This window comes from Rhizobium sp. 01N447_2 (assembly GCF_056399245.1).
The window spans coordinates 1-24,468 of sequence record NZ_JBFTQY010000042.1; the positions used below are offsets into that span (position 1 = coordinate 1).

24 protein-coding genes and 1 pseudogene are annotated in these 24,468 nt (G+C 62.1%); 6 read left to right on the forward strand and 19 right to left on the reverse strand.

Features of this window, described 5'->3' with window-relative positions; genetic code table 11:
* Positions 1-847 (reverse strand): annotated as a pseudogene (locus AC1ECN_RS24220) (aminotransferase class I/II-fold pyridoxal phosphate-dependent enzyme); the annotation flags it as partial.
* An 81-nt stretch (positions 848-928) separates the two neighbouring features.
* On the opposite strand from AC1ECN_RS24220, the gene AC1ECN_RS24225 reads away from it, so the two are divergent.
* A complete protein-coding gene (locus AC1ECN_RS24225) occupies positions 929-1,186 on the forward strand; it encodes a DUF1127 domain-containing protein (protein ID WP_130655637.1) in 258 nt (85 codons plus the stop codon).
* Between the two features lie 27 nt (positions 1,187-1,213).
* Here AC1ECN_RS24225 and AC1ECN_RS24230 read toward each other — a convergent pair whose 3' ends face one another.
* The 7 genes from AC1ECN_RS24230 to AC1ECN_RS24260 form a co-directional block, all read right to left on the reverse strand.
* Positions 1,214-1,603 (reverse strand): hypothetical protein, encoded by a 390-nt coding sequence (locus AC1ECN_RS24230; RefSeq protein ID WP_018072260.1) that lies wholly within the window; start codon positions 1,601-1,603, stop codon positions 1,214-1,216.
* 86 nt (positions 1,604-1,689) lie between these two features.
* A complete protein-coding gene (gene purQ / locus AC1ECN_RS24235) occupies positions 1,690-2,361 on the reverse strand; it encodes a phosphoribosylformylglycinamidine synthase subunit PurQ (protein ID WP_018492937.1) in 672 nt (223 codons plus the stop codon).
* Positions 2,358-2,912, reverse strand: coding sequence for an RNA 2'-phosphotransferase (locus AC1ECN_RS24240; protein WP_018072258.1), 555 nt, complete (start codon positions 2,910-2,912; stop codon positions 2,358-2,360). The genes purQ and AC1ECN_RS24240 overlap by 4 nt, the downstream gene beginning before the upstream one ends.
* Before the next feature lie 44 nt (positions 2,913-2,956).
* Positions 2,957-3,199, reverse strand: a complete 243-nt coding sequence (purS, locus tag AC1ECN_RS24245) for a phosphoribosylformylglycinamidine synthase subunit PurS (protein ID WP_018072257.1) — start codon at positions 3,197-3,199, stop codon at positions 2,957-2,959.
* A gap of 15 nt (positions 3,200-3,214) precedes the next feature.
* Positions 3,215-3,979, reverse strand: coding sequence for a phosphoribosylaminoimidazolesuccinocarboxamide synthase (purC, locus tag AC1ECN_RS24250; RefSeq protein ID WP_003540062.1), 765 nt, complete (start codon positions 3,977-3,979; stop codon positions 3,215-3,217).
* Between the two features lie 272 nt (positions 3,980-4,251).
* Entirely contained in the window at positions 4,252-6,549 is a 2,298-nt protein-coding gene (locus tag AC1ECN_RS24255; protein ID WP_130672654.1) for a bifunctional diguanylate cyclase/phosphodiesterase, read from the reverse strand.
* Between the two features lie 96 nt (positions 6,550-6,645).
* On the reverse strand, positions 6,646-7,200 hold the full coding sequence (locus tag AC1ECN_RS24260; RefSeq protein ID WP_130672653.1) for an RBBP9/YdeN family alpha/beta hydrolase: 555 nt from the start codon (positions 7,198-7,200) through the stop codon (positions 6,646-6,648).
* Positions 7,201-7,377: 177 nt separating this feature from the next.
* On the opposite strand from AC1ECN_RS24260, the gene AC1ECN_RS24265 reads away from it, so the two are divergent.
* Positions 7,378-8,184 carry a DUF2189 domain-containing protein gene (locus tag AC1ECN_RS24265; protein ID WP_477954331.1) on the forward strand — a complete coding sequence of 269 codons (807 nt, stop codon included), beginning with the start codon at positions 7,378-7,380 and terminating at the stop codon, positions 8,182-8,184.
* Positions 8,185-8,337: 153 nt separating this feature from the next.
* Positions 8,338-8,826, forward strand: coding sequence for a low affinity iron permease family protein (locus AC1ECN_RS24270; protein WP_130656934.1), 489 nt, complete (start codon positions 8,338-8,340; stop codon positions 8,824-8,826).
* A gap of 52 nt (positions 8,827-8,878) precedes the next feature.
* Here the strand turns inward: AC1ECN_RS24270 and purB are convergent, their stop codons facing one another.
* The 5 genes from purB to AC1ECN_RS24295 all read right to left on the reverse strand — a co-directional run bounded on the left by purB (position 8,879) and on the right by AC1ECN_RS24295 (position 13,339).
* The gene (gene purB, locus AC1ECN_RS24275) at positions 8,879-10,186 is read right to left on the reverse strand and encodes an adenylosuccinate lyase (protein WP_018072252.1); all 1,308 of its coding nucleotides are present in this window, start codon (positions 10,184-10,186) and stop codon (positions 8,879-8,881) included.
* A gap of 118 nt (positions 10,187-10,304) precedes the next feature.
* Positions 10,305-10,790: a hypothetical protein gene (locus tag AC1ECN_RS24280; RefSeq protein WP_018072251.1), complete on the reverse strand. Its 486-nt coding sequence runs from the start codon at positions 10,788-10,790 to the stop codon at positions 10,305-10,307.
* Positions 10,791-10,792: 2 nt separating this feature from the next.
* Positions 10,793-11,518, reverse strand: a complete 726-nt coding sequence (locus AC1ECN_RS24285) for a DUF2259 domain-containing protein (RefSeq protein WP_018072250.1) — start codon at positions 11,516-11,518, stop codon at positions 10,793-10,795.
* Complete coding sequence (gene rpe / locus AC1ECN_RS24290; RefSeq protein ID WP_018483726.1) at positions 11,515-12,192, reverse strand: ribulose-phosphate 3-epimerase; 678 nt, start codon at positions 12,190-12,192, stop codon at positions 11,515-11,517. Before rpe ends, AC1ECN_RS24285 begins: the two co-directional genes overlap by 4 nt.
* Before the next feature lie 64 nt (positions 12,193-12,256).
* Positions 12,257-13,339 (reverse strand): ABC transporter substrate-binding protein, encoded by a 1,083-nt coding sequence (locus AC1ECN_RS24295; RefSeq protein ID WP_130661666.1) that lies wholly within the window; start codon positions 13,337-13,339, stop codon positions 12,257-12,259.
* A 183-nt stretch (positions 13,340-13,522) separates the two neighbouring features.
* Between AC1ECN_RS24295 and AC1ECN_RS24300 the strand changes: the two genes are divergently transcribed.
* Both AC1ECN_RS24300 and AC1ECN_RS24305 read left to right on the forward strand, forming a co-directional pair.
* Entirely contained in the window at positions 13,523-14,017 is a 495-nt protein-coding gene (locus tag AC1ECN_RS24300; RefSeq protein ID WP_477954334.1) for a flavin reductase, read from the forward strand.
* A 32-nt stretch (positions 14,018-14,049) separates the two neighbouring features.
* The gene (locus AC1ECN_RS24305; RefSeq protein ID WP_018072246.1) at positions 14,050-14,367 is read left to right on the forward strand and encodes a TfoX/Sxy family protein; all 318 of its coding nucleotides are present in this window, start codon (positions 14,050-14,052) and stop codon (positions 14,365-14,367) included.
* On the opposite strand, the gene AC1ECN_RS24310 is transcribed toward AC1ECN_RS24305, so the two are convergent.
* From AC1ECN_RS24310 to AC1ECN_RS24330, 5 genes are all read right to left on the reverse strand, one after another.
* Positions 14,368-14,793, reverse strand: coding sequence for an NUDIX domain-containing protein (locus tag AC1ECN_RS24310; RefSeq protein WP_130672651.1), 426 nt, complete (start codon positions 14,791-14,793; stop codon positions 14,368-14,370). It lies immediately after the preceding gene.
* A 7-nt stretch (positions 14,794-14,800) separates the two neighbouring features.
* Positions 14,801-16,348, reverse strand: coding sequence for a DEAD/DEAH box helicase (locus AC1ECN_RS24315; protein WP_477954336.1), 1,548 nt, complete (start codon positions 16,346-16,348; stop codon positions 14,801-14,803).
* 157 nt (positions 16,349-16,505) lie between these two features.
* Positions 16,506-17,825 (reverse strand): peptidoglycan DD-metalloendopeptidase family protein, encoded by a 1,320-nt coding sequence (locus tag AC1ECN_RS24320; RefSeq protein ID WP_130672650.1) that lies wholly within the window; start codon positions 17,823-17,825, stop codon positions 16,506-16,508.
* Between the two features lie 104 nt (positions 17,826-17,929).
* Positions 17,930-18,757 (reverse strand): ferritin-like domain-containing protein, encoded by an 828-nt coding sequence (locus AC1ECN_RS24325; RefSeq protein ID WP_130672649.1) that lies wholly within the window; start codon positions 18,755-18,757, stop codon positions 17,930-17,932.
* Positions 18,754-19,227: a peroxiredoxin gene (locus tag AC1ECN_RS24330; RefSeq protein ID WP_018072241.1), complete on the reverse strand. Its 474-nt coding sequence runs from the start codon at positions 19,225-19,227 to the stop codon at positions 18,754-18,756. Before AC1ECN_RS24330 ends, AC1ECN_RS24325 begins: the two co-directional genes overlap by 4 nt.
* Before the next feature lie 124 nt (positions 19,228-19,351).
* Between AC1ECN_RS24330 and AC1ECN_RS24335 the strand changes: the two genes are divergently transcribed.
* Positions 19,352-22,750, forward strand: a complete 3,399-nt coding sequence (locus AC1ECN_RS24335; protein ID WP_477954337.1) for a hypothetical protein — start codon at positions 19,352-19,354, stop codon at positions 22,748-22,750.
* 42 nt (positions 22,751-22,792) lie between these two features.
* Here the strand turns inward: AC1ECN_RS24335 and AC1ECN_RS24340 are convergent, their stop codons facing one another.
* Complete coding sequence (locus AC1ECN_RS24340) at positions 22,793-24,454, reverse strand: alpha-amylase family protein (RefSeq protein ID WP_018072239.1); 1,662 nt, start codon at positions 24,452-24,454, stop codon at positions 22,793-22,795.
* Between the last annotated feature and the right edge of the window lie 14 nt (positions 24,455-24,468).

The following is a 24,468-nucleotide window of genomic DNA, read 5'->3' on the forward strand; positions in this document are numbered from 1 at the left end:
AGCTCGTCCTCTATCAGCCAGCCGCCGAGTGTTTCCTGGCGATTGCAGCGATTGCCACGCGCCGCTCATAGGGCATGATCGACACCGTCGGATTGTGGACAGTCGGCATCAGGAAGGCGATCTTCGGGTGCTGCTGCTGGCAGAGCCGCTCGAAATCCTCGGGGATGACGCCCAGTTCATCAGACTCGACCGTCAGCGTGCGCCGGCCGAGAAGGCGGGCGCTGCGGCTGACCTGCGTATAGGTGAGATGCTCGAAGACGATCTTGTCGCCCGGCGCCGAGACGGCGGCAATGACTGAGATCGCCGCCGCATGGGCGCCGAGCGTCGGCACGATGTTTTCGGCTTCCGGCATCCAGCCGCTGCGGGCAAGCCAGAGGCGGCCGGCCTCGAACCAGTTGCTCGGGAAATTGCGGGAATAGGAAGAAATCTCGGAGAAATGCTGCTCGCCGATCTCGGCAAGGATACCAGCGATGACCTTGCCCTGGCCGAGATCGGGGGCGGCTGTCGTATCGAAGCGGATCTTGTTGGCAGGCGCATCGTGGACGCGGGTGCCGCCGAGCGAGACGGTCAGCGGGTCGATCTGTTCGCCGGGCGGCGTCTCGGAGCGGTTCAGCACATAGGTGCCACGCCCGACCTCGCCGGCGACGAGGCCGCGCTCGTGCACCAGCGCATAGGCGCGGCCGATCGTGCCGATCGTCACGCCGATATCATAGGCGAGGTTGCGCTGCGGCGGCAATTTGCTGCCAGCGGGCAGGGTGCCGCTTGATATGGCGGATTCGATGCTGTCGGCAAGCCGGAGATAGACCGGCCCGGAACCACGGGAAATATCAGGAAGCCAATTTGTCATGGTGACAATTGTATATATTGCCACATTGTACCCGTCAAGCCTAAGAGACAATCCGAACGGACGAACCGAGAGGATTCTGGGATGTCTGCCTTACCCGAAATGAAAATGCCGATTGTACCGATTGTCTCTTATGACGACAGGAGACAAATTGTCCTGCCGACCGCGCCTGCCGAGGAGACGACGCGTCTCAAGCGGATATGGGCCGCCATTCTTCTCTGGCAGCAGAAGCGGGAGGGCCGGCGCGCGCTGAGAGGCCTGACGGCGGCTGAACTCAAGGATATCGGGGTGTCGCAGTCGGATGCGGCACGCGAAGTCAGCAAGTCGTTTTTCTGGGATTGATCGACCTTTGCGGACTGATCGGGGCGATCAGCTGCAGGCCTTGCTGCCTGCCGACCAGCGATTGACGTCGGTGGTGATGCGGCCGGCGACCGGTTCCGACATCATCGGACCGAAGGCCTGCAGGCGCGACGGGCTTCCTTCGGCCTGAACGACGAGCAGCGGCCGGCTTTCCGGGCTGCCCTTGTGGACAAGCAGGATGCGCGGCCGGCCGGAGAAGGAATTGAGCTCCGGCGCGAGCTTATAGGCTGCAAAGGCCGGATCGCCCGATTTGAACCAGCAGGCATTGGCGCCGAGCGCCACGCGTTCCATGGTCGGCAGCGCGGCGCGGTTCGGGCCTGTCGGCGCCGGCGTCTGGCAGGCTGCGACCATGGCTGCGACAGCGGTCAACAGGGCGGCGTTTGCGAGGCGAGGGCGCATCAATCTTGCTCCAGATCCGGACGGAAGGATTTTCGGGTGCATGCCGTTGCCCAAGACCGCTGTGCGTTTTTGGGCAAGGTGCGGGCTCAGGCGGCGATGACGTCGAGCGCCGAGGCGAAGAGCCCGCGACCGTCCGAGCCGCCATGAGCGGCTTCGATCAGGTTTTCGGGATGCGGCATCATGCCGAGCACGTTGCCCTTTTCATTCATGACAGCGGCGATGTCGTTGATCGAGCCGTTCGGATTGGTGCCCTCGGCATAACGAAACACCACCTGGCCATTGCCTTCGATCGCAGCCAGCGTCGCTTCGTCGGCGAAATAATTGCCGTCGTGATGGGCAACCGGGCAGCGGATGACCTGGCCCTGCGCGTAGGCGCGGGTGAAGTCCGTCTCGGCGTTGACGACTTCGAGCTTGATCTCACGGCAGACGAATTTCAGCGAGGAATTGCGCATCAGCGCGCCGGGCAGGAGGCCGGCCTCGACGAGGATCTGGAAGCCGTTGCAGACGCCGAGCACCTTCACGCCCTTTGCAGCCTTGTCGATGATCGCCTGCATGACCGGCATGCGGGCGGCGATCGCGCCGCAACGCAGGTAATCGCCATAAGAGAAGCCGCCGGGGATGACGATCAGATCGACATCGGGGATCTCGGTTTCCGTCTGCCAGATCGTCACCGGCGGCTTGCCGGAGATCTTGGTCAGGGCGGCGATCATGTCGCGGTCACGGTTGAGGCCCGGAAGTTGAACGACGGCTGATTTCATGGGGTCCCTGCGTTTCGCGAAAGATATTGAACTGGAACGCTTTCGGCGAGCCATACTCCATTGTCGGAGACAAAGAAAGAATGACCCTCTGAAAACATGCGGGCCGCATCCACACGCAGGATGATATGTTCACCCTTGCGGCGCGCTGCGACAATTTTCGCCGTTTCGACATCCGCCGACAGATGAACGTGGTGCCGCTGCATCTTCTTCAAGCCTTCGCGCTCGATCGAGTGCCAGTTCGTCAGAGACGTGCCGTGAAAAAGAGCGGCGGGCGGTTCAACCTGGTTCAATGCGAGATCGACATCGACGCTATGACCTTGGTTTGCGCGAATTCTGCCATCGGCGAGCGTGAAGCGCTTCTTTGGATTGTTGTCGACAATCTCGATAATATCGGCGCGGGAAACGTCGTATTTCGACGCCAACACCTTTTCGAGCTCATCGAACGACACCCAACCCTCGCTATCAAGCGTCAAACCCGCGGCATCAGGCGCATGACGCAAAACATAGCTCATATATTTCGAGACTTCCGTCTCCAGCTTTGCTTTCATCATGACGCCAAATCCTCAAAGTCCGCCGGACGACGGGTCTGTGATCATCAGTCGATCGCGATTGCGTAGTTCTCGATCACCGTGTTGGCGAGCAGTTTTTCGCACATGGCCTTGAGGTCGGCCTCGGCCTTGCCCTTGTCGGCGCCTTCCAGCTCCAGGTCRAAGACCTTGCCCTGTCTTATATGGCCGACGCCCGAGAAGCCGAGGGCGCCAAGCGCACCCTCGATAGCCTTGCCCTGCGGATCGAGAACGCCGTTTTTCAGCGTGACGGTGACACGAGCCTTGATCACTTTGTCTTTCCTGCCTTACTTGACGAGAACCGGGCCGGTGCCGCGCACGGGCTCGTTTTCATTGATGATGCCGAGACGGCGCGCAACTTCGGAATAGGCTTCGAGCAGCCCGCCGAGGTCGCGGCGGAAGCGGTCCTTGTCCATCTTCTCGTGGGTTTCGATATCCCAGAGCCGGCAGCTGTCCGGCGAGATTTCGTCGGCGAGGATGATGCGCATCATATCGCCTTCGAAGAGGCGGCCGCATTCGATCTTGAAATCGACGAGCTGGATGCCGACGCCGAGGAAGAGGCCGGTCATGAAGTCGTTGACGCGGATGGCAAGCGCCATGATGTCATCGAGTTCGGCGGGGTTTGCCCAACCGAAGGCGGTGATATGCTCTTCGGAGACCATCGGATCGTCGAGCGCGTCGGACTTGTAATAGAATTCGATGATCGAGCGCGGCAGCACGACGCCTTCGTCGATGCCGAGGCGCTTGGCGAGAGAACCGGCGGCGACATTGCGCACGACGATCTCCAGCGGGATCATCTCTACTTCCTTGATCAACTGCTCGCGCATGTTGAGCCGGCGGATGAAATGAGTAGGGATGCCAATCTTGTTCAGATGGCTGAAGATATATTCGCAGATGCGGTTGTTGAGGACGCCCTTGCCATCGATGACTTCGTGTTTCTTCTTGTTGAAGGCAGTGGCATCGTCCTTGAAGAACTGGATCAAAGTGCCCGGTTCCGGGCCTTCATACAGAATCTTTGCCTTGCCCTCGTAGATACGGCGGCGACGGTTCATCGTGGTCATTCTCTATTGTTGGCGCTCTTGGGATAGCGCGAGTGGATCGATCTCGTGGCGTCCCCTTAAAGGAAAAGAGAGGGTTTCACAATCCGCCTGTCGCTCCTTCCCTGGTTTCCAGATTTCGTGGCCCCGGTTTCCGGATTTCGCGGTCCCGGTTTCCGATTTTACGGAATACCGMCAAGAGAATCGAATGAATTCGCAGGACGAGTGTAGCGCCTTTTCCAGTACGGTGGAATGAAGGCGAAATGGCGGGCCGCTTATGCAGGTTTTTATTTGGCGGCTCTGCCTGGCAGCGCGCGGCGAAGCTGCGTCTGTAGCGCGCGAGCGGCAATTTGCCCGTGGCGCCAGCTTCCGGCGCGGATGAAGGAGGGGATCTGCATGGCCGGCATCGGCCGGGCGAGCGCGTAGCCCTGCAACGTGTCACAGTCGAGTTCTTCGAGAATCCGGATATGATCCGCCGTTTCGACGCCCTCGGCGATGACGAGGATGTTCAGCGAGCGGCCGATATCGATGATCGAGCCGACGAGTTTGCGCTGCTCGGCCGATTGCGGMAGCATGCGGATCAGCTCGCGGTCGATCTTCAGAGTCTTCGGGCTCAATCGCAGCAGGCTGACGATCGAGGCATGGCCGGTGCCGAAATCGTCGATCTGGATGTCGATGCCGAGCTTGCGCAGCTTTTTCAGGTTGGCGGCCACCGCCTCGTCGCAATCGTCGAGCGAGATCGATTCCAGCAGTTCGAAGGAGAATGTGCCGGGCTCGATCTTCAGGGCACGAAGCTTTTTGCCGAGATCGGGATCGGCGAGCCGCCTAGCGGAGACGTTGACCGATATCTTCGGGATCGGCAGCCCGTCCTTCAGCCACGCCTTCCGGTCGGCAATGGCGCGCTCCAAGATGAGGGCGTCGATGGTCGAGACGACGTCGAGATCCTCGGCGATATCGAGGAAGCGGTCTGGCGTCAGCAGCCCGTGCACCGGGTGCTGCCAGCGGGCTAGCGTTTCGACGCCTGCAACATCGAGCGTGCGAGCATCGAACTGCAGCTGGTAGAAGGGCACGAATTCATTGCGCTCGAGGCCGATCAGGATCTCGTCGGCAAGGTGCTTGGCGGAGATGATGTCGCGGCGGGCAGAGGCCGAGAAGAATTCGAAGCGGTTGCGGCCCAGGCCCTTGGCACGATAGAGGGCGATATCGGCGTCGAGCAGCACCTGCTTGACGTCGAGCGTCGGTCCGCTATCGATGGCGATGCCGACGCTGGCGCCGAAACGGCAATCGTGCCCCTCATATCTGACGGGTTTGCGCAATTCGCGGATAACACGTTCGGCAAGGCCGGCGATCTTCTTCGACGCGGGATCGACGGCGCAGAGGATGACGAATTCATCGCCACCAATGCGAGCGACAAAATCGGCGGCGCGGACGGAATTCCTCAGTACGCTTGCGGCATGCTGCAGCATGGCGTCGCCGGCCCGGTGGCCGAGCGTGTCATTGATCTGCTTGAAGCGGTCGAGATCGATATGCAGGATCGCCAGTGCCAGGCCCTTGGCCCGGCATTCGGCCGAACGCTCGCCCAGCATCTTGTCGAGATATCGGCGGTTCGGCAGGCCGGTGAGATAGTCGTGGAGCGCCAGGTGCTCGATGCTCTCCTTGGCGGCTTCGAGCTCGCGGTTGCGCGCCTCGGCCAGATCCTTGGCGCGCTGCAGCTCGTTGCGGAGCGCGACTTCCTCGGTGACGTCCCAGTTGGCGCCAATCAGCTTGCGGTGGCCGTTGCCGTCGATGAAGAAGGCCGAGCGGGCGCGGATGACACGTTCGACGCCGTCGCCGCGGATGATGCGGTATTCCTGCTGGAAATCGCGGCCGCTTTCGACGCTACGGTCGGACAAGCCAAGCACGCGCTCGCGGTCTTCGGGATGCAGGCTTTTCGCCCAGGCGTCGCTGGCGATCTGGCGCGAGGCGCCCTGCAGCCCGTAAATGGCGATGAGGCGGTCGTCCCATTCGACGGTATCATGCTCGATATCGGCTTCGAAGACGCCGATGCGGGAAACCTCCAGCGCCAGATCGAGCCGGCGCGACAAACGCGACAGCGTCTCCTCGGCCTGCTTGCGGGCGGTGATATCCGTATCCGTGCCGATGATGCGCGTCGGCACGCGGTTCTCGTCCCATTCGACGCACGCGCCGCGACACTCGATCCAGACCCAGTGACCGTCCTTGTGACGCTCGCGATATTCGAAGATCTGGTAATTGGGATCGCCGGCGTTCTGCCGGTCGATCGCATGGACGACGAAATCGCGATCGTCGGGATGGACGAGCTGCAGCCAAGCCTCGTAATCGCCGTCGGCTTCCTCGTCGGGCGCCATGCCGCGGATGGTTTTCCACGTCGGCGAGTAATATTTCCGGTCGAGACGGTAATTGTGATCCCATACGCCAAGGCCCGAGCCGACGAGCGCATAATTCCAGCGGCTCTCCCGCTCGGCCAGGTCGGAATCGTCGGCTGCCCCATTGCCGATGCCTGCCTCAGCCGCTGCGGCATCGCCATGCGGATCACCGGCCTCTGGATTGGCTTTCTTCACGGGCATTCTCGCTTATTTCACTTCGGCGCAGTCTGCTGTCATTCCATTAAGAAAGACTTAGAAAGCAGTTGCTCAACAAGCGGGATGGCGCCTTTTCCTCGATCAGACAGAGAGCCGGCCGAGGAACTGGGCAAAGACCATGGTGCCTTCGGGCCAGGGGCCATGACCGGAATCGGCATTGATATGACCGGCTTCGCCGGCATCGACGAGGAAGGAGCCCCAGCTGCTGGCGACATCGTCGGCATGCTCGTAGCTGCCGAACGGATCGTTGCGGCTGGCGACCGTAATCGACGGGAAGGGCAGCGGATCGCGCGGATAGGGACCGAAGGTCATCAGGTGCTTCGGGCGAATATCGGGATTGGCGACATCGGGCGGGGCGACGAGAAAGGCGCCTGCCACAGGCGTGCGGAAATGCGGGATGGCGTGGATCATCGAGGGCACGCCCAGCGAATGGGCGACGAGAACGACCGGACGGGTCGAGGCGTTCACCTCCTCGGCGATGCGGGCGATCCAATCCTCGCGGACCGGCTTCGTCCATTCGGCCTGTTCGACGCGCCGCGCCGTGCTGAGCTTTGCCTCCCAGCGGCTCTGCCAGTGGCCCGGGCCGGAATTGGTGTAACCGGGGATGATGAGGATATCTGCGTCTGAGGCTTTCATGATGCCGCCGATGTGAGAAAGCTGGTCCAAGATGTCAAGAGGGGGATTTCAAGGGAGGGAGCGACACGGGCCGTGAAAGTTGCTATATTCCTCCAGTGCCGGTTGCGGATTTCGTGTCGGCTTGCCCGCCGATGCCTACCCGCCGCCGGCCATGTCTCGGCTGAGGAGGAGAAAGCCATGGCGGCATTTCATGTTATGACAGGTGCAAGCGAAGGTCTCACACGGCCCGTCGTCAATCGCATCGGCGTCGCAGATGTCTTCGACGCGCTGAAGCGCGGGTACGACGATTTTATGGAGAAACCATCCCACTATGTGTTCTTGTGCCTGATGTACCCGATCGCCGGCGTCTTCCTGACGCTCTGGACCTCGGGGGCCAATCTTCTGCCCATGGTTTTCCCGCTGATGGCGGGCTTCGTGCTGATCGGCCCGATCGCGGCGATCGGCCTCTACGAGATCAGCCGCCGGCGCGAGGCCGGCCTCGACACGTCATGGACGCATGCGCTTGAGGTGCGCCATTCGCCGGCGCTGCCGGCGATCGTTGCGGTCGGGCTGATGCTCTGTGCCTTCTTCGTCGTCTGGCTGGTGACGGCGCAGACGCTCTACAGCAATCTGCTCGGCGAGGTGTTTCCGCGCAGCATGGCGGATTTCTTCCGTTCGGTCTTCGGCACGTCCCAGGGCCTGCAGTTGATCATCTGGGGCAATCTGATCGGCTTCGTCTTTGCGCTCRTCGTGCTTGCAATGACCGTCATCACCTTTCCGCTGCTGCTCGACCGCGACGTCGGGGCGGTGGCCGCGGTAACGGCGTCGATCCGCGCGATGGTCATCAATCCGGTGCCGGTGCTGCTCTGGGGCCTGATTGTCGCCGCGCTGCTCTTCATCGGCACGATCCCGATCTTTGCCGGGCTTGCGCTTGTTATCCCGATCCTCGGCCATGCGACCTGGCATCTCTATCGCAAGCTGATTGCGCGGGAAGTCACAGCATAACCACGGCCTTGCCTGCGGGGAATTCCGGCCCCCCCAGGGGGAATCTCGGATCCCTGGGGAACCTCGATCCTGCCTCGGAGTTTGTTTAGCCGAGAGCATGATGTCGCCGACATCATGCTCTGGAGACGTCGAGGGAGGATCTTTGTGGTGACGATGAAGCATCTGTTTGCCCACTTCGCAACAAAGGTATCGGAATGGGCGGGCAAACCCGTCATCTTCATCCTGGCGCTGATCGCCGTCGTCATCTGGGCGGCACTCGGTCCCTTCTTCGATTATTCGGAAACCTGGCAGCTGGTGATCAATACCGGCACGACGATCATCACCTTCCTGATGGTTTTCGTGCTGCAGAACGCCCAGACACGCGACACGCGGGCGATCCAGGCCAAGCTCAACGAAATCATCCTGACAAGCCATGCCGAAAACCGTTTCATCGGCATCGAGAATCTCGACGAGGAAGAGCTGAAACGTCTCGACGAGCTGGTCGCCAAGGCCGCAAAGGGCAGGGGCGAGACGGAGGCTTGCAGGACATCGGAATCAACCGAAGCAGCACATGCGGCACCGTCGAAAAAGGCGGAGGCACGCAAACGTCCTGTGGCCGCCAAAGGGCCGAAACAAAAACAACGGCCGCTTGAGAAAAGCTAGATATGAAAACGGCGCCTGCAAGGGCGCCGCTATATCGTTGATTGCAGATCGCTCAGGCGTTGCCGAAAACGCGGCGGAAAATCGTGTCCACGTGCTTCGTATGGTAGCCGAGGTCGAATTTTTCGCGGATGTCCTCTTCCGAAAGCGCAGCGCGGACTTCGGCGTCGGCAAGCAGCTCTTCCAGGAAATCCTTGCCCTGTTCCCAGACCTTCATGGCGTTGCGCTGCACCAGGCGGTAGGCGTCCTCGCGGGAGGTGCCGGCCTGTGTCAGTGCCAGCAGGACGCGCTGCGAATGGACGAGGCCGCGGAACTTGTTGAGGTTCTTCTCCATGTTCTCGGGATAGACGAGCAGCTTTTCGATGACKCCGGCGAGCCGCGACAAGGCGAAGTCCAGCGTCACGGTCGCATCGGGGCCGATCATGCGCTCGACCGAGGAATGGGAGATATCGCGCTCGTGCCAGAGGGCGACGTTTTCCATCGCCGGCATGGCGTAGGAACGGACCATGCGGGCAAGGCCGGTCAGGTTTTCGGTCAGAACCGGGTTGCGCTTGTGCGGCATGGCCGAAGAGCCCTTCTGGCCGGGCGAGAAATATTCCTCGGCTTCCAGCACCTCGGTGCGCTGCAGGTGGCGGATTTCGGTTGCCAGCCGCTCGATCGACGAGGCGACGACGCCGAGGGTTGCGAAATACATGGCGTGGCGGTCGCGCGGGATGACCTGCGTCGAGACCGGTTCGGCCTTCAGGCCAAGCGCTTCGGCGACATGTTCCTCAACGCGGGGATCGATATTGGCGAAGGTGCCGACGGCGCCCGATATGGCGCAGGTCGCGACTTCCTCGCGGGCGGCGACGAGACGCTGGCGGCAGCGCTCGAATTCGGCATAGGCGAGCGCCAGTTTGACGCCGAAGGTGGTGGGCTCGGCATGGATGCCGTGCGAGCGGCCGATGGTGACGGTGTCCTTATGTTCGAAAGCGCGGCTTTTCAACGCTTCGAGCAGGCGGTCGATATCGGCGAGCAGGATGTCGGTGGCGCGCACCAATTGAACGTTGAAGCAGGTATCGAGCACGTCTGACGAGGTCATGCCCTGGTGGACGAAGCGCGCATCCGGGCCGACGATCTCGGCGAGATGGGTGAGGAAGGCGATGACGTCATGCTTGGTGACGGCCTCGATCTCATCGATGCGGTCGACGTCGAAGGTGGCGGCGCCGCCTTTTTCCCAGATCGTCTTTGCCGCCGATTTCGGGATAACGCCGAGTTCGGCCAGCGCGTCGCAGGCATGCGCCTCGATCTCGAACCAGATGCGGAACTTGGTTTCGGGAGACCAGATGGCGACCATTTCAGGCCGGGAATAACGCGGGATCATGGGCGGCTGCCTTCACTTCAAGAGGTTGAGCGTTTAAGACGCAATTCCGGACGCAAAACCGCTGCACACTTTTGCTGGAATTGCTTTAGCGCCCCTGTAGCAAAGACGGGCGGCAATCTCAACGCATGCGTTTGGCAAGATGATAGCTGCTTGCGACAAGGCAGACGAGGCCGAGCGGTAGAAAGAGGCGCAGGCCGATCACCAGGAACTGGTAGACGGCGCTGATACTGGTGAAGACGAACTGGAAGGCCCAGACGATACTGCCGAAGGGCGCGTGCCAGCGCGAATAGAAGATGCGGTATTCCATGGCGAAGAGGAAGGCGGTCATCAGGATCGTGGCTGCTGTCAGCGTTACGAAAAAAGCGGCAAAACGCGCTTCCGGCTGCCTGCCATAAGCAAAGAAGCGGGCAACCGGCAGGGCGAACGGCCAGGCAAACAGGCCGCCGGCGAAATAGAGCGCGGCAACCTCGGCAAGGCGGCTCGTCTGCAGGCCGTTGCGCAGGTAAAGGCCGAGCATGGCGGCGGCAAGCATCTGCATGCCCCAAAGCAACGCGCCGGCGATCAGATCGGGGTAGGGCGGCCATGCAGCCCTAAGGCGATCCATGCTCAGGGATGAACCGGAACGGCGATCCAGCGTCCGTTCCTTGTCGCATCGAAGGCCAGGACGAGAGCGATATGGACCTGGTTTCCGGCTTCCGGCTGGTAGACCACCGCGCCGCCGATCCGGTATTCGACCGAACATGCGCGCTCGGCYGGAACGGCTGTGGCCTGGCGCGCCGCCTGTCGGTTCGGAGCGCCTTCCTTTTCGATCATCTGCAGGCTGAAGCCGATGACCCGCTTGTCCACAGCAGAGCAATCCTTCGGCGTCGGCACCGGCATCTCGCCGAGTGAGAGCGTATAAGGCGCTTTCGGCGGACCGTCGGTCGCAAGCGTCGTGTAGCGGATCGTCTTCGAAGGCGAGCCGAGTTCGGTCGGTGGATTGAACGCGGCGATCAGGCCGGGATTGGTCAGGAGATCGTATTTGTCCATCTGGCTGCGCGCCGCCGTCAGGTTCTGCCGCCGCGCCTTGGAAAGATTGGCGTCCTTGTCGGTCAGCTCCGTGTGGAAGGGCGTGCCCTCTAGATAGTGACCGTCTTCGGTATCGATGAAATAGGTGTTAGAGTAGGGAAGGTTGCCGCTCTCCTCGATGCCGAACTCCTGAAATCCGAAGACCTTGCCGTCGGCGGAAAAGCCGATCGGCTGGATATTGGCGATGTCTCCGGCAAGTGACAGGCCGGGCAGGCCGGCAAATGCGGCAGCAAGCATGCCACCAATGATCAGAAGCTTGTTCATGCTCGTGCCCCTTCAGCTGCCTGACGCAAATCGGCGACGGTCCGGCGATAATCCTCGACCGTATCGCCCTTGAAAATTGCCGAGCCGGCGACGAGGACGTTGCCGCCCGCCCGCGCGATATCAGGCGCTGTTTCCACCGTGACGCCGCCGTCGACCTGGAGTTCGATCGGCCGGTCACCGATCAGTGACTTCGCCGCCGCGATCTTCTTCGCCATCGCCGGAATGAACTTCTGTCCACCGAAACCGGGGTTGACCGACATGATCAGGATGAGGTCGACATCGTCGAGCACGTTCTCGATGGCGCTGAGCGGTGTCGCCGGATTGATCGTCACCCCGACCTTCTTGCCGAGATTGCGGACGGTCTGCAGCGAGCGGTGCAGATGCGGTCCGGCTTCGGCGTGGACGGTGATACGGTCGCAGCCGGCCTTGGCGAAGGCTTCGAGATAGTCGTCGACCGGCGAGATCATCAGGTGGCAGTCGAAGGTGGCTGATGTATAGGAGCGCAGCGACTTGATGACATCGGGGCCGAAGGAGATGTTCGGCACGAAATGCCCGTCCATGACGTCGAGATGGATCCAATCGGCGCCGGCGGCCGTCACGTCGCGCACCTCCTCGCCGAGCCTGGCGAAATCCGCTGCGAGGATCGAGGGGGCAATGCGAATGGGCAGCGTCATCAAATCTTACTCCGTATGGGCCGCCATTTGAGCGCGGGGCCTGAATTCAAGGCTGGCGCACCGCTCATTGCGTCGGCGCGGCAGGTGGAAAAAAGCCGTTGCCCCGCCATTCGAGCAGGCGGTAGGGATTTTGCGAAAGTTCATGCGCACCGGTGAAGGCAATAGTGCCGACCGGTGTCTGGAATGTCGTGCCGAGAAGCGTCTCCTGGAGGGGCTTGCCCGCCGCAGTGGCGGCTTGCCCGGCCTGGCCGGCAATGAATGCCGCGGCCAGCGACGGCAGGACATAGCCTTCCGGCTCGATGCCCTTGGCGTGCAGCGCATCGGCAGCAGCCGTGCCTTCCGGCAGGAGGGCGTATTCGGGCAGGGCGACGGCGCGCACGCCTGAATCAAGCGGCAGCGGCTGGTCGGCAGCGCGCATGGCATCGCCGCCGAGGATGGACAGCGGGATGTTCTCGGCCTTGGCGTCGCGGGCGATGACGGCGACGTCGTTGCGGTCGCCGCCGATGAAGACCCTGGTGGCGCCGGCCCGTTTCAGGCGGCGGACAAGGGCAATCTGCTGCTCCTGTCCCGGACGGTAGGTATCGGTAAAGACCGGCTTCAGACCGTTCTGCTCCAGCGCATTGCGCACCGCTTCCGTCAGTTCGCGGCCATGAATGGTGCCGTCCTCGATCAGGGCGATCGGATCGGCGGCCCAGTCCTTCAGGATCGCCTCGATGATCTTTGCCGCCTCGGCGCCGTCGGCGGGTGCTGCCCGGAAGAGCGGCCAGCCGTTCTTCAATGCATCCTCCATCAGGATGCGGGAGCGCACGGAGACGGTGATCGCGGGAATGTTGGCGTCCTTCAGCTTCGGCAGCGCGCCTTCCAGCGTTTCGCTGCAGAGAAAGCCGATTGCAACCTGTACCTTGGCATTGACAAGCGCATCGGCGACCGCAGCACCACTATTGTCCTCGCAAGTCTCGTTGATGGCGACGAGGGTATTTCCCGACCGCTGAATCTCGAAGCCGGCGCCGGCGGTAATCTGGGCGCCGAGCAGGGCGAGCGGGCCGTTCTGAGGGGCGACGACGCCGATCGTCACGCCGGCCGCATGGCTTTCAGCCGCCGCTCCCAGCAGCGCCAGAAAAGCTGCTATGCCACGCAGGTTGATCATGAAAGGCGGAGATCCCTAGCCATCGTCCATGCCCTTTTATCCGCAAGGCCGCGATCGTCAAAGAAAAACAAGCGCAACACGGCGCTTTTCACCGGTCCTATTGTAGAAAAGGTAACCGATGCTCGCCATATTGGCGCGATAGCAAGTCGATCCAGGCAGAATAGCGCGCGCACGGAGAAGCAGGTGTTGAACAGGCAGCATATCGACCCCGGCCTTTATCGCGATGCCATGAGCCGTTATGCCGGCCATGTGCAGCTCGTGACGACGGCAATGGGCGAGCTGCGCCGCGGTGTTACCATCACCGCCGCCTGCTCGGTCTCGGACAATCCGGCCTCGGTGCTGATCTGCCTCAACAACACCAATCCGAAGAACGAAATCTTCTTCCGCAGCGGTATCTTCGCGCTGAACACGCTCGGCGCCCATCATCAGGGCGTTGCCGATGCCTTTTCCGGGCGCACGTCGCTTGCCAATGACGACCGTTTCGCCAGCGCCCGTTTCGAGATGCTTGCCACCGGTGCGCCCGTGCTGGCCGACGCGCTTGCCGCCTTCRATTGCCGGGTGATCGACATCAAGGAAATGCCGACGCACAATGTTGTCTTCGGCGAGGTCGCTGCCGTCCGCTTCAGCGAAAAACACCCGGCACTCATCTATATGAACCGGGATTATCACGCGCTGTGATTGGAGTGGCCGGGATTTCGAGGGAATAGAGAATGGACAATGCCGGGATCGAGGAAATGTTTCAGGGGCTCGGCCCCGTCACGGTCAAGCGCATGTTCGGCGGCAAAGGCATCTATCATCTCGGGCGCATCATCGCGCTCGAAGTGCGCGACGAGATGTTGCTGAAGGCCGACGAGACGAGCGCCCCGGAATTTGCCGCTGCCGGCGCCACGCAATGGACTTATGAGGGAAAGAACGGCAAGCCGGTGAAGATGCCCTACTGGTCGATCCCCGACGAAGCCTACGACGATCCCGATCTGATGGCGAAATGGGTGCGGCTTGCCTATGAGGCGTCGCTTCGCGCCGAATAGCTATTCGCCGCGCTCGGCAGCAGGCAAAGCTGCTATCGCGGCTTTGGTGAAGGCCGACAGCGGCTCGGGCAGATTTGCCAGGGGAAACCAGCCGAAATCCGAAAGCTTGTCCGGTTCGGTCAATTGAGGCTCGCCCTCGACGTCGCGGGCGAGATAGAGGATCGAAATCCAGTGTTGGCGATCGGCCTCGATAATCTGCTCGCTCATGCAGAGGCGTTCGATGCGACCGATCGTCAGGCCGGTTTCCTCTTCGGCCTCGCGGCGCGCAGCTTCTTCAGCCGGCTCCATATGATCGACCTTGCCGCCGACGATATTCCAATAGCCGGCTTCAGGTGGATGCATGCGTTTGTAAAGAAGGATCCTGGCGTCGCGCAGAATCACCAGGCCGACGCCGAGACCCGGAAAATCAAGACCGGGCCTGCCCATTGGAAGTTCAGACCTTGGCGCTGCCGGCGATCAGCATGAAGGCGGGGATATCGTCGCCGAAGCCGACCGGGGTCGGGCCGTCGTCGTGGTCGCGATGACGGCGGCGGTCGCGGCTGTCATCATTTGCCGGGTAAGGCCGACTGTTACGCGCATTGTTCTGCGGCTTCTGCTCTGCTTTGCGCTCGTTCTTCACGATGTCGGCCTTTACTGGTGCTGCTTCGATCACGTCGACGCCATTATCCTGTATGTCGTTATCAGATTTATGACTCGCGGCGGCGCGATTGCCGCGTCCGCGCCCACGATCCCTGTCGCCATGCTCTCTCGGCGCGTGATCCCGGGCTGCACCGTCTCTGGCGCCACGTTCGCGGCTGTTGCGGCGCGGGCGTTCGCTGTCCCGGCTGTCTTCTGCCGGCGGCGGCAGCGACGTCAGGTCGCCGCTCAGCCATTCGACCTTTTGGCCGATCAGCTTCTCGATCGCATCGACGAATTTGGTGTCGCGCTTGGTAACGAGAGTGAAGGCGGCACCCGAGCGGCCGGCACGACCGGTGCGGCCGATGCGGTGGACGTAATCCTCGGAATGGATCGGCACGTCGAAATTGAAGACGTGGCTGACATCGGGGATATCGAGGCCGCGGGCGGCGACGTCGGAAGCGACCAGAAGCTGGAGGTTGCCGTCGCGGAAGCTCTGCAGCGTCATCGTGCGGGAACGTTGGTCCATGTCGCCATGCAGGGCGCCGACCGAGAAGCCGTGGCGTTCGAGCGAACGGAAGAGATCGGCGACATCCTTCTTGCGGTTGCAGAAGATGATGGCGTTCTTGAGTTCGGTCTGGGCGCGGACGAGTTCGCGCAGGACGGCGCGCTTTTCGTAATCCTTGCCGTGCGAGGCGACGAAACGCTGCGTCACGGTCGCGGCAGCGGAAGCCGGCTTTGCGACTTCGATACGCTCTGGATTCTGCAGGAATCGATCGGCGAGCTTCTGGATCTCCGACGGCATGGTTGCCGAGAAGAACAGCGTCTGGCGAGTGAACGGGATCATCTTGGCGATGCGTTCGATATCGGGGATGAAACCCATGTCGAGCATGCGGTCGGCCTCGTCGATGACGAGAATCTCGACGCCGCTCATCAGGAGCTTGCCGCGCTCGAAATGGTCGAGCAGGCGGCCGGGCGTGCAGATCAGCACATCGGCGCCGCGCTCGAGCTTGCGGTCCTGGTCTTCGAAGGAAACGCCGCCGATCAGGAGGGCGACGTTGAGGCGGTGGTTCTTGCCGTATTTCTCGAAATTCTCGGCGACCTGAGCGGCGAGTTCGCGCGTCGGTTCGAGAATCAGCGTGCGGGGCATGCGCGCACGCGCACGGCCCTTTTCGAGAAGCGACAGCATCGGCAGCACGAAGGATGCCGTCTTGCCAGTGCCGGTCTGCGCGATGCCGCAAATATCGCGGCGCTCGAGCGCAAACGGGATGGCTCCCGCCTGAATGGGCGTGGGGATCGTGTAGCCCGCATCCGTAACAGCGGATAGCACTTTTTGGCTCAAGCCAAGGTCAGCAAATGTCGTCAAAGGGAAAACTGTTTCCRTTCMGGTTCGGCCGCACTCTGAACGAGTCGGCGGGATTGCATGCCGCAATGCAGCGCGACATAGCCCCRAATGGCCGGCAAGTCAAGAAATAGAGACGCCGCACCCATTGCAGAGTGAAGCGTTGGTTACCGGGCAGGAGTTACTTGATATAGGTGGCGAGTTTAAGGCCGGCATTCATGAAATATACTGGATCGACGGCATGGCCGTCCTGTCGCACTTCATAGTGCAGGTGCGTGCCCGTCGAGCGGCCGGTGCTGCCGGCAAGGCCGATGACGTCGTTGCGATCGACCGTGTCGCCGACCTTGACCAGAACCTCCGACATATGCCCGTAGCGGGTCGAGATGCCGTTGCCGTGATCGACCTCGACCATGTTGCCGTAGCCGCCGGTCCAGCCGGCCGAAATCACCTTGCCTGGTGCCGTCGGGCGGATCCTTTCGCCCGGCGAAAAGCGGAAGTCGATGCCGGAATGGAGCGCGAGGCGGCCGAGGAACGGATCACGGCGATTGCCGAAGGGGCTGGTCACGTCCTTGCCGATAGCCGGATTGCGGAAGGGCAGGGATTCGGCGGTGCTGCGCACTGCTTCGAGCCGGGTCAGCGCGCCGTCGAGCGCGACCAGCGAATTGTTGAAACCGTCGTTGCTTTCCGGCTCGACATAGGGGCCGCCGACCGCATCGTCATCGTCTTTCTCGGCAGCGCTCTCGGGCATCGGAATCTTGAAGCGGGTCAGCACGGTCTCGATGGCGTTGGCGGCATTGCCGGCATCGTTCGTCAGCTGTTCGACACGACTGCGCTGATCCTGTTCGACATCTTTCAGCGACAGCGTCACCTTGGAGAAGATGCGGTCGGCACGGTCGCCGACCGTTTCGGCAGCCGGCACATAGGCGAGCGTCGAATTGTCCGGCGTCGCATCGGCGGGCGCGCCGCTCGCCAGCTGTTTCTCGATCGCCTCAATGCCGCCACCAGTGAGCGAAGCACGCTTGTCCTTGATATCGGGCGCATAGGACTGAACGGGGGAAGTCGGCGCGGGCAGGGCGCCGTCCTTTTCCGTCAAGCCGGAGCTTTCGGCCCGGTCGAGCAGATTGTCGAGTTTGCCATGGCGCGAGGTGAGCGCCATCTGTTGCTCCATCAGCTTGTCGACCTTGTCTTCGACCACCTGCTGATCGAGAAGCTGGCGGGAGGTGATGCGGTCGACCTGCGCGCGGAGGGCGGCGATGCGGTCTTCATAGTCGTGCTGCATGCGCGCCTGGCGGGCCATGGTGGCGCCGATCAGATCGTCGCGCAGCACGAGATAGGACGTGGCCAAGAGGTAGCCGATCGAGAAGACGCCGACAAAGCAGAAGGCCAGCGCAGCCATCCAGGGCCGGACCGTCATATGGCGGACCTTGTCGCCGCTTGCCAGGATGAGGATATGTTCCTGTGCCCGCCTGCCGAATACCCGGTGCTGATGTCCGCTGTTCACGCAGGCTCTCCCGATTGATGCTCTACGCCTCTTTCGGAAATTAGACACCGTTATGGTTAATGAATGCTTTCATTGCCGCCGTCGCATCATAAATTTCAGTGACTTCAAGCGTGGCTGATCGATGCGAGCGAGCGGTAGAAGGACGGCGTCAGCCCGGCCTCGGCGCGGGCAAGGTCGTTGAAGGGCGGCTTCAGCGGTCCGCGGAAATTGGCCCGCACCAGCTCCTGGAACGCTTTTGCCGGGTCACGCTTCTCGCGGGCGCAGAGAAAGCGGAACCATTTTGCGCCGACGGCGACATGGCCTTTCTCGTCGTTGTAGATGACGTCGAGGACATCGGCACTTTCGAGATCACCGGTCTGACGCATCTTCGCCTGCAGCGACGGCGTAACGTCGAGGCCGCGGGCTTCGAGAATCAGCGGCACGACAGCGAGCCTTGCCGTCAGGTCGTTGCGGGTCGAATGGGCGGCCTGCCAGAGCCCATCATGGGCGGGCAAATCGCCGTAATCGGCTCCGAGATCGTTGAGCCTGGCACGCACCATACGGAAATGCTTCGCCTCCTCGAAGGCGACCTGCATCCAGCCGTCGAAAAAGGAATTCGGCACCTGCTCGGTCGCGAATCGCGCGACGATATCGAGCGCCAGATCGACGGCGTTGAGCTCGATATGGGCGATGGCGTGCAGCAGGGCGATCCGCCCTTTGAGCGTATGCAGCGAGCGCTTCTCCACCTGGTTCGGCGGCGTCAGCACCGGTTTGTCAGGACGGCCGGGCCTGTCGGGCAGCGCCGCATCGAGCGGCGAGCGCAGCGACACCCGACGGGCGAACCAGCGGGTGGCGCTTTGCTGCGCAAGTGCCGTCTTGCGGTCGAGATCGGCCGAAGAGATCGCATCGATGGCGCCGCCGCGCAGCGAGGTTATCGTGAGATCCCCGGTCACGCGGCCAGGTTCCTCACGGCCTCGAGCACGGTCTCGGCATGGCCCTGCACCTTCACCTTTTGCCAGATGGTGGCGATCGTGCCGTCCTGGCGGATGAGGAAGGTGGTGCGCTCGACGCCCATGAAGTTGCGGCCGTACATGCTCTTTTCCTTCCAGACGCCATAGGCCTGCAGCGTCGTCTTTTCCTCGTCCGAGGCGAGCGCTACCGAAAGACGGTGCTTCTTGATGAACTTGTCATGGCAGGCGGCCGAATCGGGCGACATGCCGATGACGGCAGCACCGGCCGCCTCGAACTCGCTTGCCAACGCGGTGAAAGCCAATGATTCGGCGGTGCAGCCCGTCGTATCGTCCTTGGGATAGAAGAACAGCACGAGCGGTCTGCCGTGGAATTCGGCCAGCGAGACGCGGCCGCCGCCGTCGCGGGGAAGGTTGAAATCGGGGGCCGAGACGCCGATGCCGGGAACCGCCATTAGGAAAACCTTTCTTTTGCCGGGTTTGTGGATGACACTTTCTCTCCCCGAATTATATAGTGGACGGAAACCCGTCCAGCATGGCCGGGTTCAATTCTTCACTTAAGGGAGAGCCCGAGGGCGCATGTCAGCCATCCGCGGCGAAAAGGTCACGTTTCGCAAGAAGGATATCGTTGCGCTGGACCGCTTGCCGTCGGCTCAGACAGAGGATCCGATCATCGTTCATTGCCCGCCGCCGCGCTCGCCGATGCGCGGTACGGCGAAGCTGACTTGTGGATTCCTCGGGCTGATTCTCCTCCTTCTCGCCGCCATCGTCTTCACCGTCGAGGGCGGCATGTTCGACAAGCCGCTGTCGCAGCAGGCGCAGGCGGCGCTGAACAGTGTAGCCGGACCGCGCTACCGCGCCGAGGTCGGCTCCACCGTCATCCGCTTCACCTCGGGATTCCGGCTGGCGCTGGAAGCGCGCGACGTCAACATGATCGATCAGGAGAGCGGCGAGCATATGTCGACGACGCGCTCGATCAGCATGGCGCTCGATCCGCTCCAGCTTTTCCGTGGCCGCATCGCGGTCACCGCGATCGAGGCGGACGATATCGCGCTCGATACGGCGCTTCTGCCCTCGGGCGCACCCGTCACGCTCGGCGGCCTGCGCATCGACGCGATGCCGGCGGCGATCGAGACGATCTTTTCGCATCTCGACCTGTTCGACAAGTTCCTGACGCGCGGTTCCACGGATTCGGTGCGCATCTCGGGCATCGACGTCAAGCTTGCCGATACCGCCAACGGCCCGCTGTCGCTCGTCATCGACAATATCGCCTTTGCCCGTGCCGGCCCGACCTCGCTGCAATTGACCGGCGAGATCGCGCTCAACGGCGAGGTGGCGGAACTCGACGTGCTGGCCGAGAAGAAAGGCGGGCATGTCTCCAAGGTCGTGGCGACGCTCAAGCATGCCGACCTCACGCCCTTTGCGCTGAAGCGCAACGATCAGGGCGTCATCCGCCAGGGGCTCAGCGCCTTCGCCGACCTGACGGTATCGGCCACCCGGGCCGCTGATGTTGTCGCGCCGACGCTTGCGGCGACGATCGACATCGATCCCGGCCTGATTTATGCGGATGGCGATTCGCAGGAGATCTCCGGCGCGCAGATCAACCTCGTCTATGATTTCGACAAGCAGACGCTGGAGATCGCCCGGTCGAACGCCCGGTTCGGCGCCACCACGATTCCCTTCAACGGCGCGCTGATCGATCTCGACAAGCTCGACCCGCAGGCAGGCAAAGGCTTCGGCATAGACCTGCTCGTCAGCGGCGGCACGGCAGCACCCGGCGGCTCCGGCGAGCAGCCGCTTTCCTTCGATATCCAGGCGACCGGGCGTTATATGGTCACTGAGCGGGAATTCCGGTTTCCCAACATGACCGTCTCCAGCCCGCTCGGCGCGCTTTACGGATCGCTTGATGTCAAGCTCGGCAACAAATCGCCGGAGTTCAGCTTCGCCGGCCAGTCGGCGAAGCTAGAGGCGACGGCGATCAAGCAGCTCTGGCCGTTCTGGATGGCGCCCAAGGTGCGCACCTGGGTGCACGGCAATCTCTTCGGCGGCACCGTCACCGACGCCGCCATTTCCGTTTTCATTCCCTCTGGCAGGCTGGACGAGGCGGCCGGCGGCAAGGGGTTGAAGCTTGACGCCAACCAGATCCGCATCGCCTTCGACGTCACGGGCGCGCGGATGAACGTCGCTGGCGACATTCCGCCGATCCGCGACACGGCGGCGCATTTCGACCTGATGGGGCCTGTTGCGACGATCGCGTTCAAGAGCGGCACCTCCTATTTCCCTTCCGGCCGATCCGTCAATCTCGGGCAGGGGACGTTCGTCCTGCCCGCCACCTACGACAAGCCGCTGATGGCCGATATCGACCTTACGGTCTCGGGTGCGGCGGACGCCGTCGGCGAGCTTCTGACCTACAGGCCGATCCGGGTGCTGCAGCGCGCCGGCTTTACGCCCGACGATCTCAAGGGGCGAGTCGAAGCGAATGTGAAGGCGCATTTCGGCCTGCTCTCCTCGCAGAACCCGCCGCCGGCTGAATGGACGGCGGCGATGAAGCTCACCGACGTCGATCTTGCCAAGCCGTATTCCGGCCGGATCATCAGCAATGTCGACGGCACGCTGAACGGCAATCCGAAACGGATCACGCTCGACGCCAAGGCGCAGATCGACGGCGTCCCGGCCGATATCGATCTTACCGAGCCGGTCGAGGCATCCTCAGGCGTGGAGCGGCAGCGCGTCATCACCGCGACGCTCTCCGAGGACCAGCGCAACAAGCTGATACCCGGGCTTTCCGGCATCGTCGGCGGCAGCGTGAAGATGGTGCTGACGCGGATCGATGACGACAGGCAGGACGTCCAGCTCGACCTCACCAAGTCGCTGCTCGAACTGCCTTGGATTGGCTGGGCGAAAGGCAGCGGCATTGCCGCCACGGCCGAATTCGAAACATCCGGCCCGGCCGACAGCACACAGATCAGGAACTTCCGACTGAAGGGCGACGGTTTCGGCGCCAACGGGTCGCTTGATATCGGAAAGGGCGGGCTGATCTCGGCGGATTTCGATAGCGTCAAGCTCTCCTCGCTCGACGATTTCGCCTTGTCGGTGAAGCGCAACAAGGGCAATTTCGACGTCTCGGTCTCCGGCGACAGCGCCGATGCGCGGCCCGTCATCGCGCGGTTGAAATCGGGCTCGGACAGCGATGGTAACGGAGATGCCGGCGATACCGCAGTATCGGTGCGCGCCAAGCTGAAAAACGTCATCGGCTTCAACGACGAGAAGGTCGGCAATTTCCAGGCGCAAATATCACTGCGCGGCGACAAGCTGCAGGCGCTCAACTTCTCAGCCGTTACCGACAGCGGCGAGGCGGTGGTCAGCCAGATGAAGGACGGCGGCGTCATCAACATCACCAGCGGCGATGCCGGGGCGGTATCGCGTTTCGCCGATCTCTACCAGCACATGCAGGGCGGGCTGCTTAATCTGGCGATCCGGCTGGGGGCGGAGGGCGGCTGGGACGGTTCGCTCGACGTGCGCCGCTTCGCGATTGTCAACGAACAACGCCTGCGGTCGATCGTCTCGACGCCCGTTGGAAGTGAGCAGCGCAGCCTCAACGAGGCCGTCAAGCGCGATATCGATACCTCGTCGCAGCGCTTCCAGCGTGGCTTTGCCCGCGTCGTTTCGCGCAATGGCATGGTCGGCATCGAAAACGGCGTGCTGCGCGGCGACCAGATCGGCGCGACTTTCCAGGGCACTGTGSGCGATCGCAAAGGCAACATGGACATGACCGGCACCTTCATGCCGGCCTACGGCCTCAACCGCCTGTTCGCCGAACTGCCGCTGATCGGCGTCATCCTCGGCAATGGCAGCGACCGCGGCCTGATAGGCATCACCTTCAAGCTGACAGGCAAGTTCGACCAGCCGAACCTGCAGATCAACCCGCTGTCGATCATCGCGCCTGGTGTTTTCCGGCAGATCTTCGAATTCCAGTGAGGCGGGGGAAGCCGTCACGGCAGAAGTCGTGGCGAGAAGTCCCTAGATCTCCTTGCGCCTGAGGAGATAGTCGAGACCGCCGACGCGATACCAGCGATAGCCGTATGCATCGAGCATGACGGTATGAAATCCTTTCTCGTCTGCCTTGCTGCTCGCGCCATCGGCAATATCGATCAATTGTCGTCCGTCTTCACCGATGTCGGGATCGAAGGTCACTTCCGCCGGCTGCGCATGCAGATTGTGCAGGATCAACACGGAATTGCCGCGCCAGTCATAACGAAGAGCCAGCACGCCGTCGTCACCGGTGTCGATTACAGAAAAGTCGCCCCAGCCGATTTCAGGAGCTTCCTTGCGCATCCGGATCATCCGCTCGGTCCAGTTCAGCAAGGAATTGGGATCGCGCCGTTGTTCGGCAACATTGACATGCTGGAAGCCATAGGGACCGTCCTTGATGACGGGCGAGACAAGCTTTTTACTTTTGGTGAAGCCGCCTTCCGCTTCCGTCGACCATTGCATCGGCGTGCGTGCGCAGTCACGCTCCGGCAGGTTTAGATCATCGCCCATACCGATCTCGTCGCCGTAGCGGATAACAGGCGTTCCAGGCAGCGAGAACAGCAGGCTGTAGGCCATTTCGATCCGGCGGCGATCGCCGCCGAGCATGGGCGCCAGGCGACGGCGAATGCCCCTGTCATAGAGTTGCATGTCCTTTTCGGGTCCGAGAGCGGCGAATACCGCGCCGCGCTGCTTGTCCGTCAGCCTGCCGAGATCCAGTTCGTCGTGGTTGCGAAGAAAGAGGCCCCATTGCGCGGTCGCGGGGCGCGGTTTCGTGGCCTCCATGGCCTTCTTGAGCGGCCGAGTATCGGCGCTGGCGAAAGCATAAAACAGCGCCTGGTTGACCTGGAAGTTGAACATCATCTGCATGCGGTCACCGTCATCGCCAAAATATTCGAAATTGTCCTTCGGCAGGATATTGGCCTCCGCCAGCACGATGGAATCGCCCAGGCGCCACTGCAGGAATTCGCGAAACTTCCTCAGCATATCGAACTGCTCGACAGGCTTGACGACGTCGGCACCTTTGGTCGCGATGATGAAGGGGGCGGCATCCATCCGGAAACCGGAGACGCCGAGCTGGATCCAGAAGCCCATGATCTTGAGGATTTCCGCCTGCACCTCGGGATGAGAGGTATTGAGATCGGGCTGGTGATCGTAGAAACGATGAAAATAGTAGGCTTTCGCCTTGTCGTCATAGGTCCAGGTTGTCTTCTGGACGCCGGGAAAGACCATGCCCTGATCGGCATTCGCGGGCTTTTTCTCCGACCAGACGTACCAGTCGCGATAGTGCGAGCGCGGATCGCTCCTGGCGTCCTGGAACCAGGGATGGTCCCTGGATGTATGATTGATCACCAGATCGATCAGCACGCGGATACCGCGTTGCTTGGCGCCGTGGGTGAATTCGACGAAATCGCCGAGCGAGCCGTAACGCGGGTCGACATTGTAATAATCGGAGACGTCGTAACCGTCGTCGCGACCGGGCGACGCCTGGAACGGCATGAGCCAGATCGCCGTCACGCCGAGGCCGGAGAGATAGTCGAGGCGCCGCATCAGGCCCTGAAAATCACCCACGCCGTCACCGTTCGCGTCCATGAATGTCTCGACCGACAGGCAGTAGATGACAGCGTTCTTATACCAGAGGTCGTTGATCATGCCGGCGCTCCAAT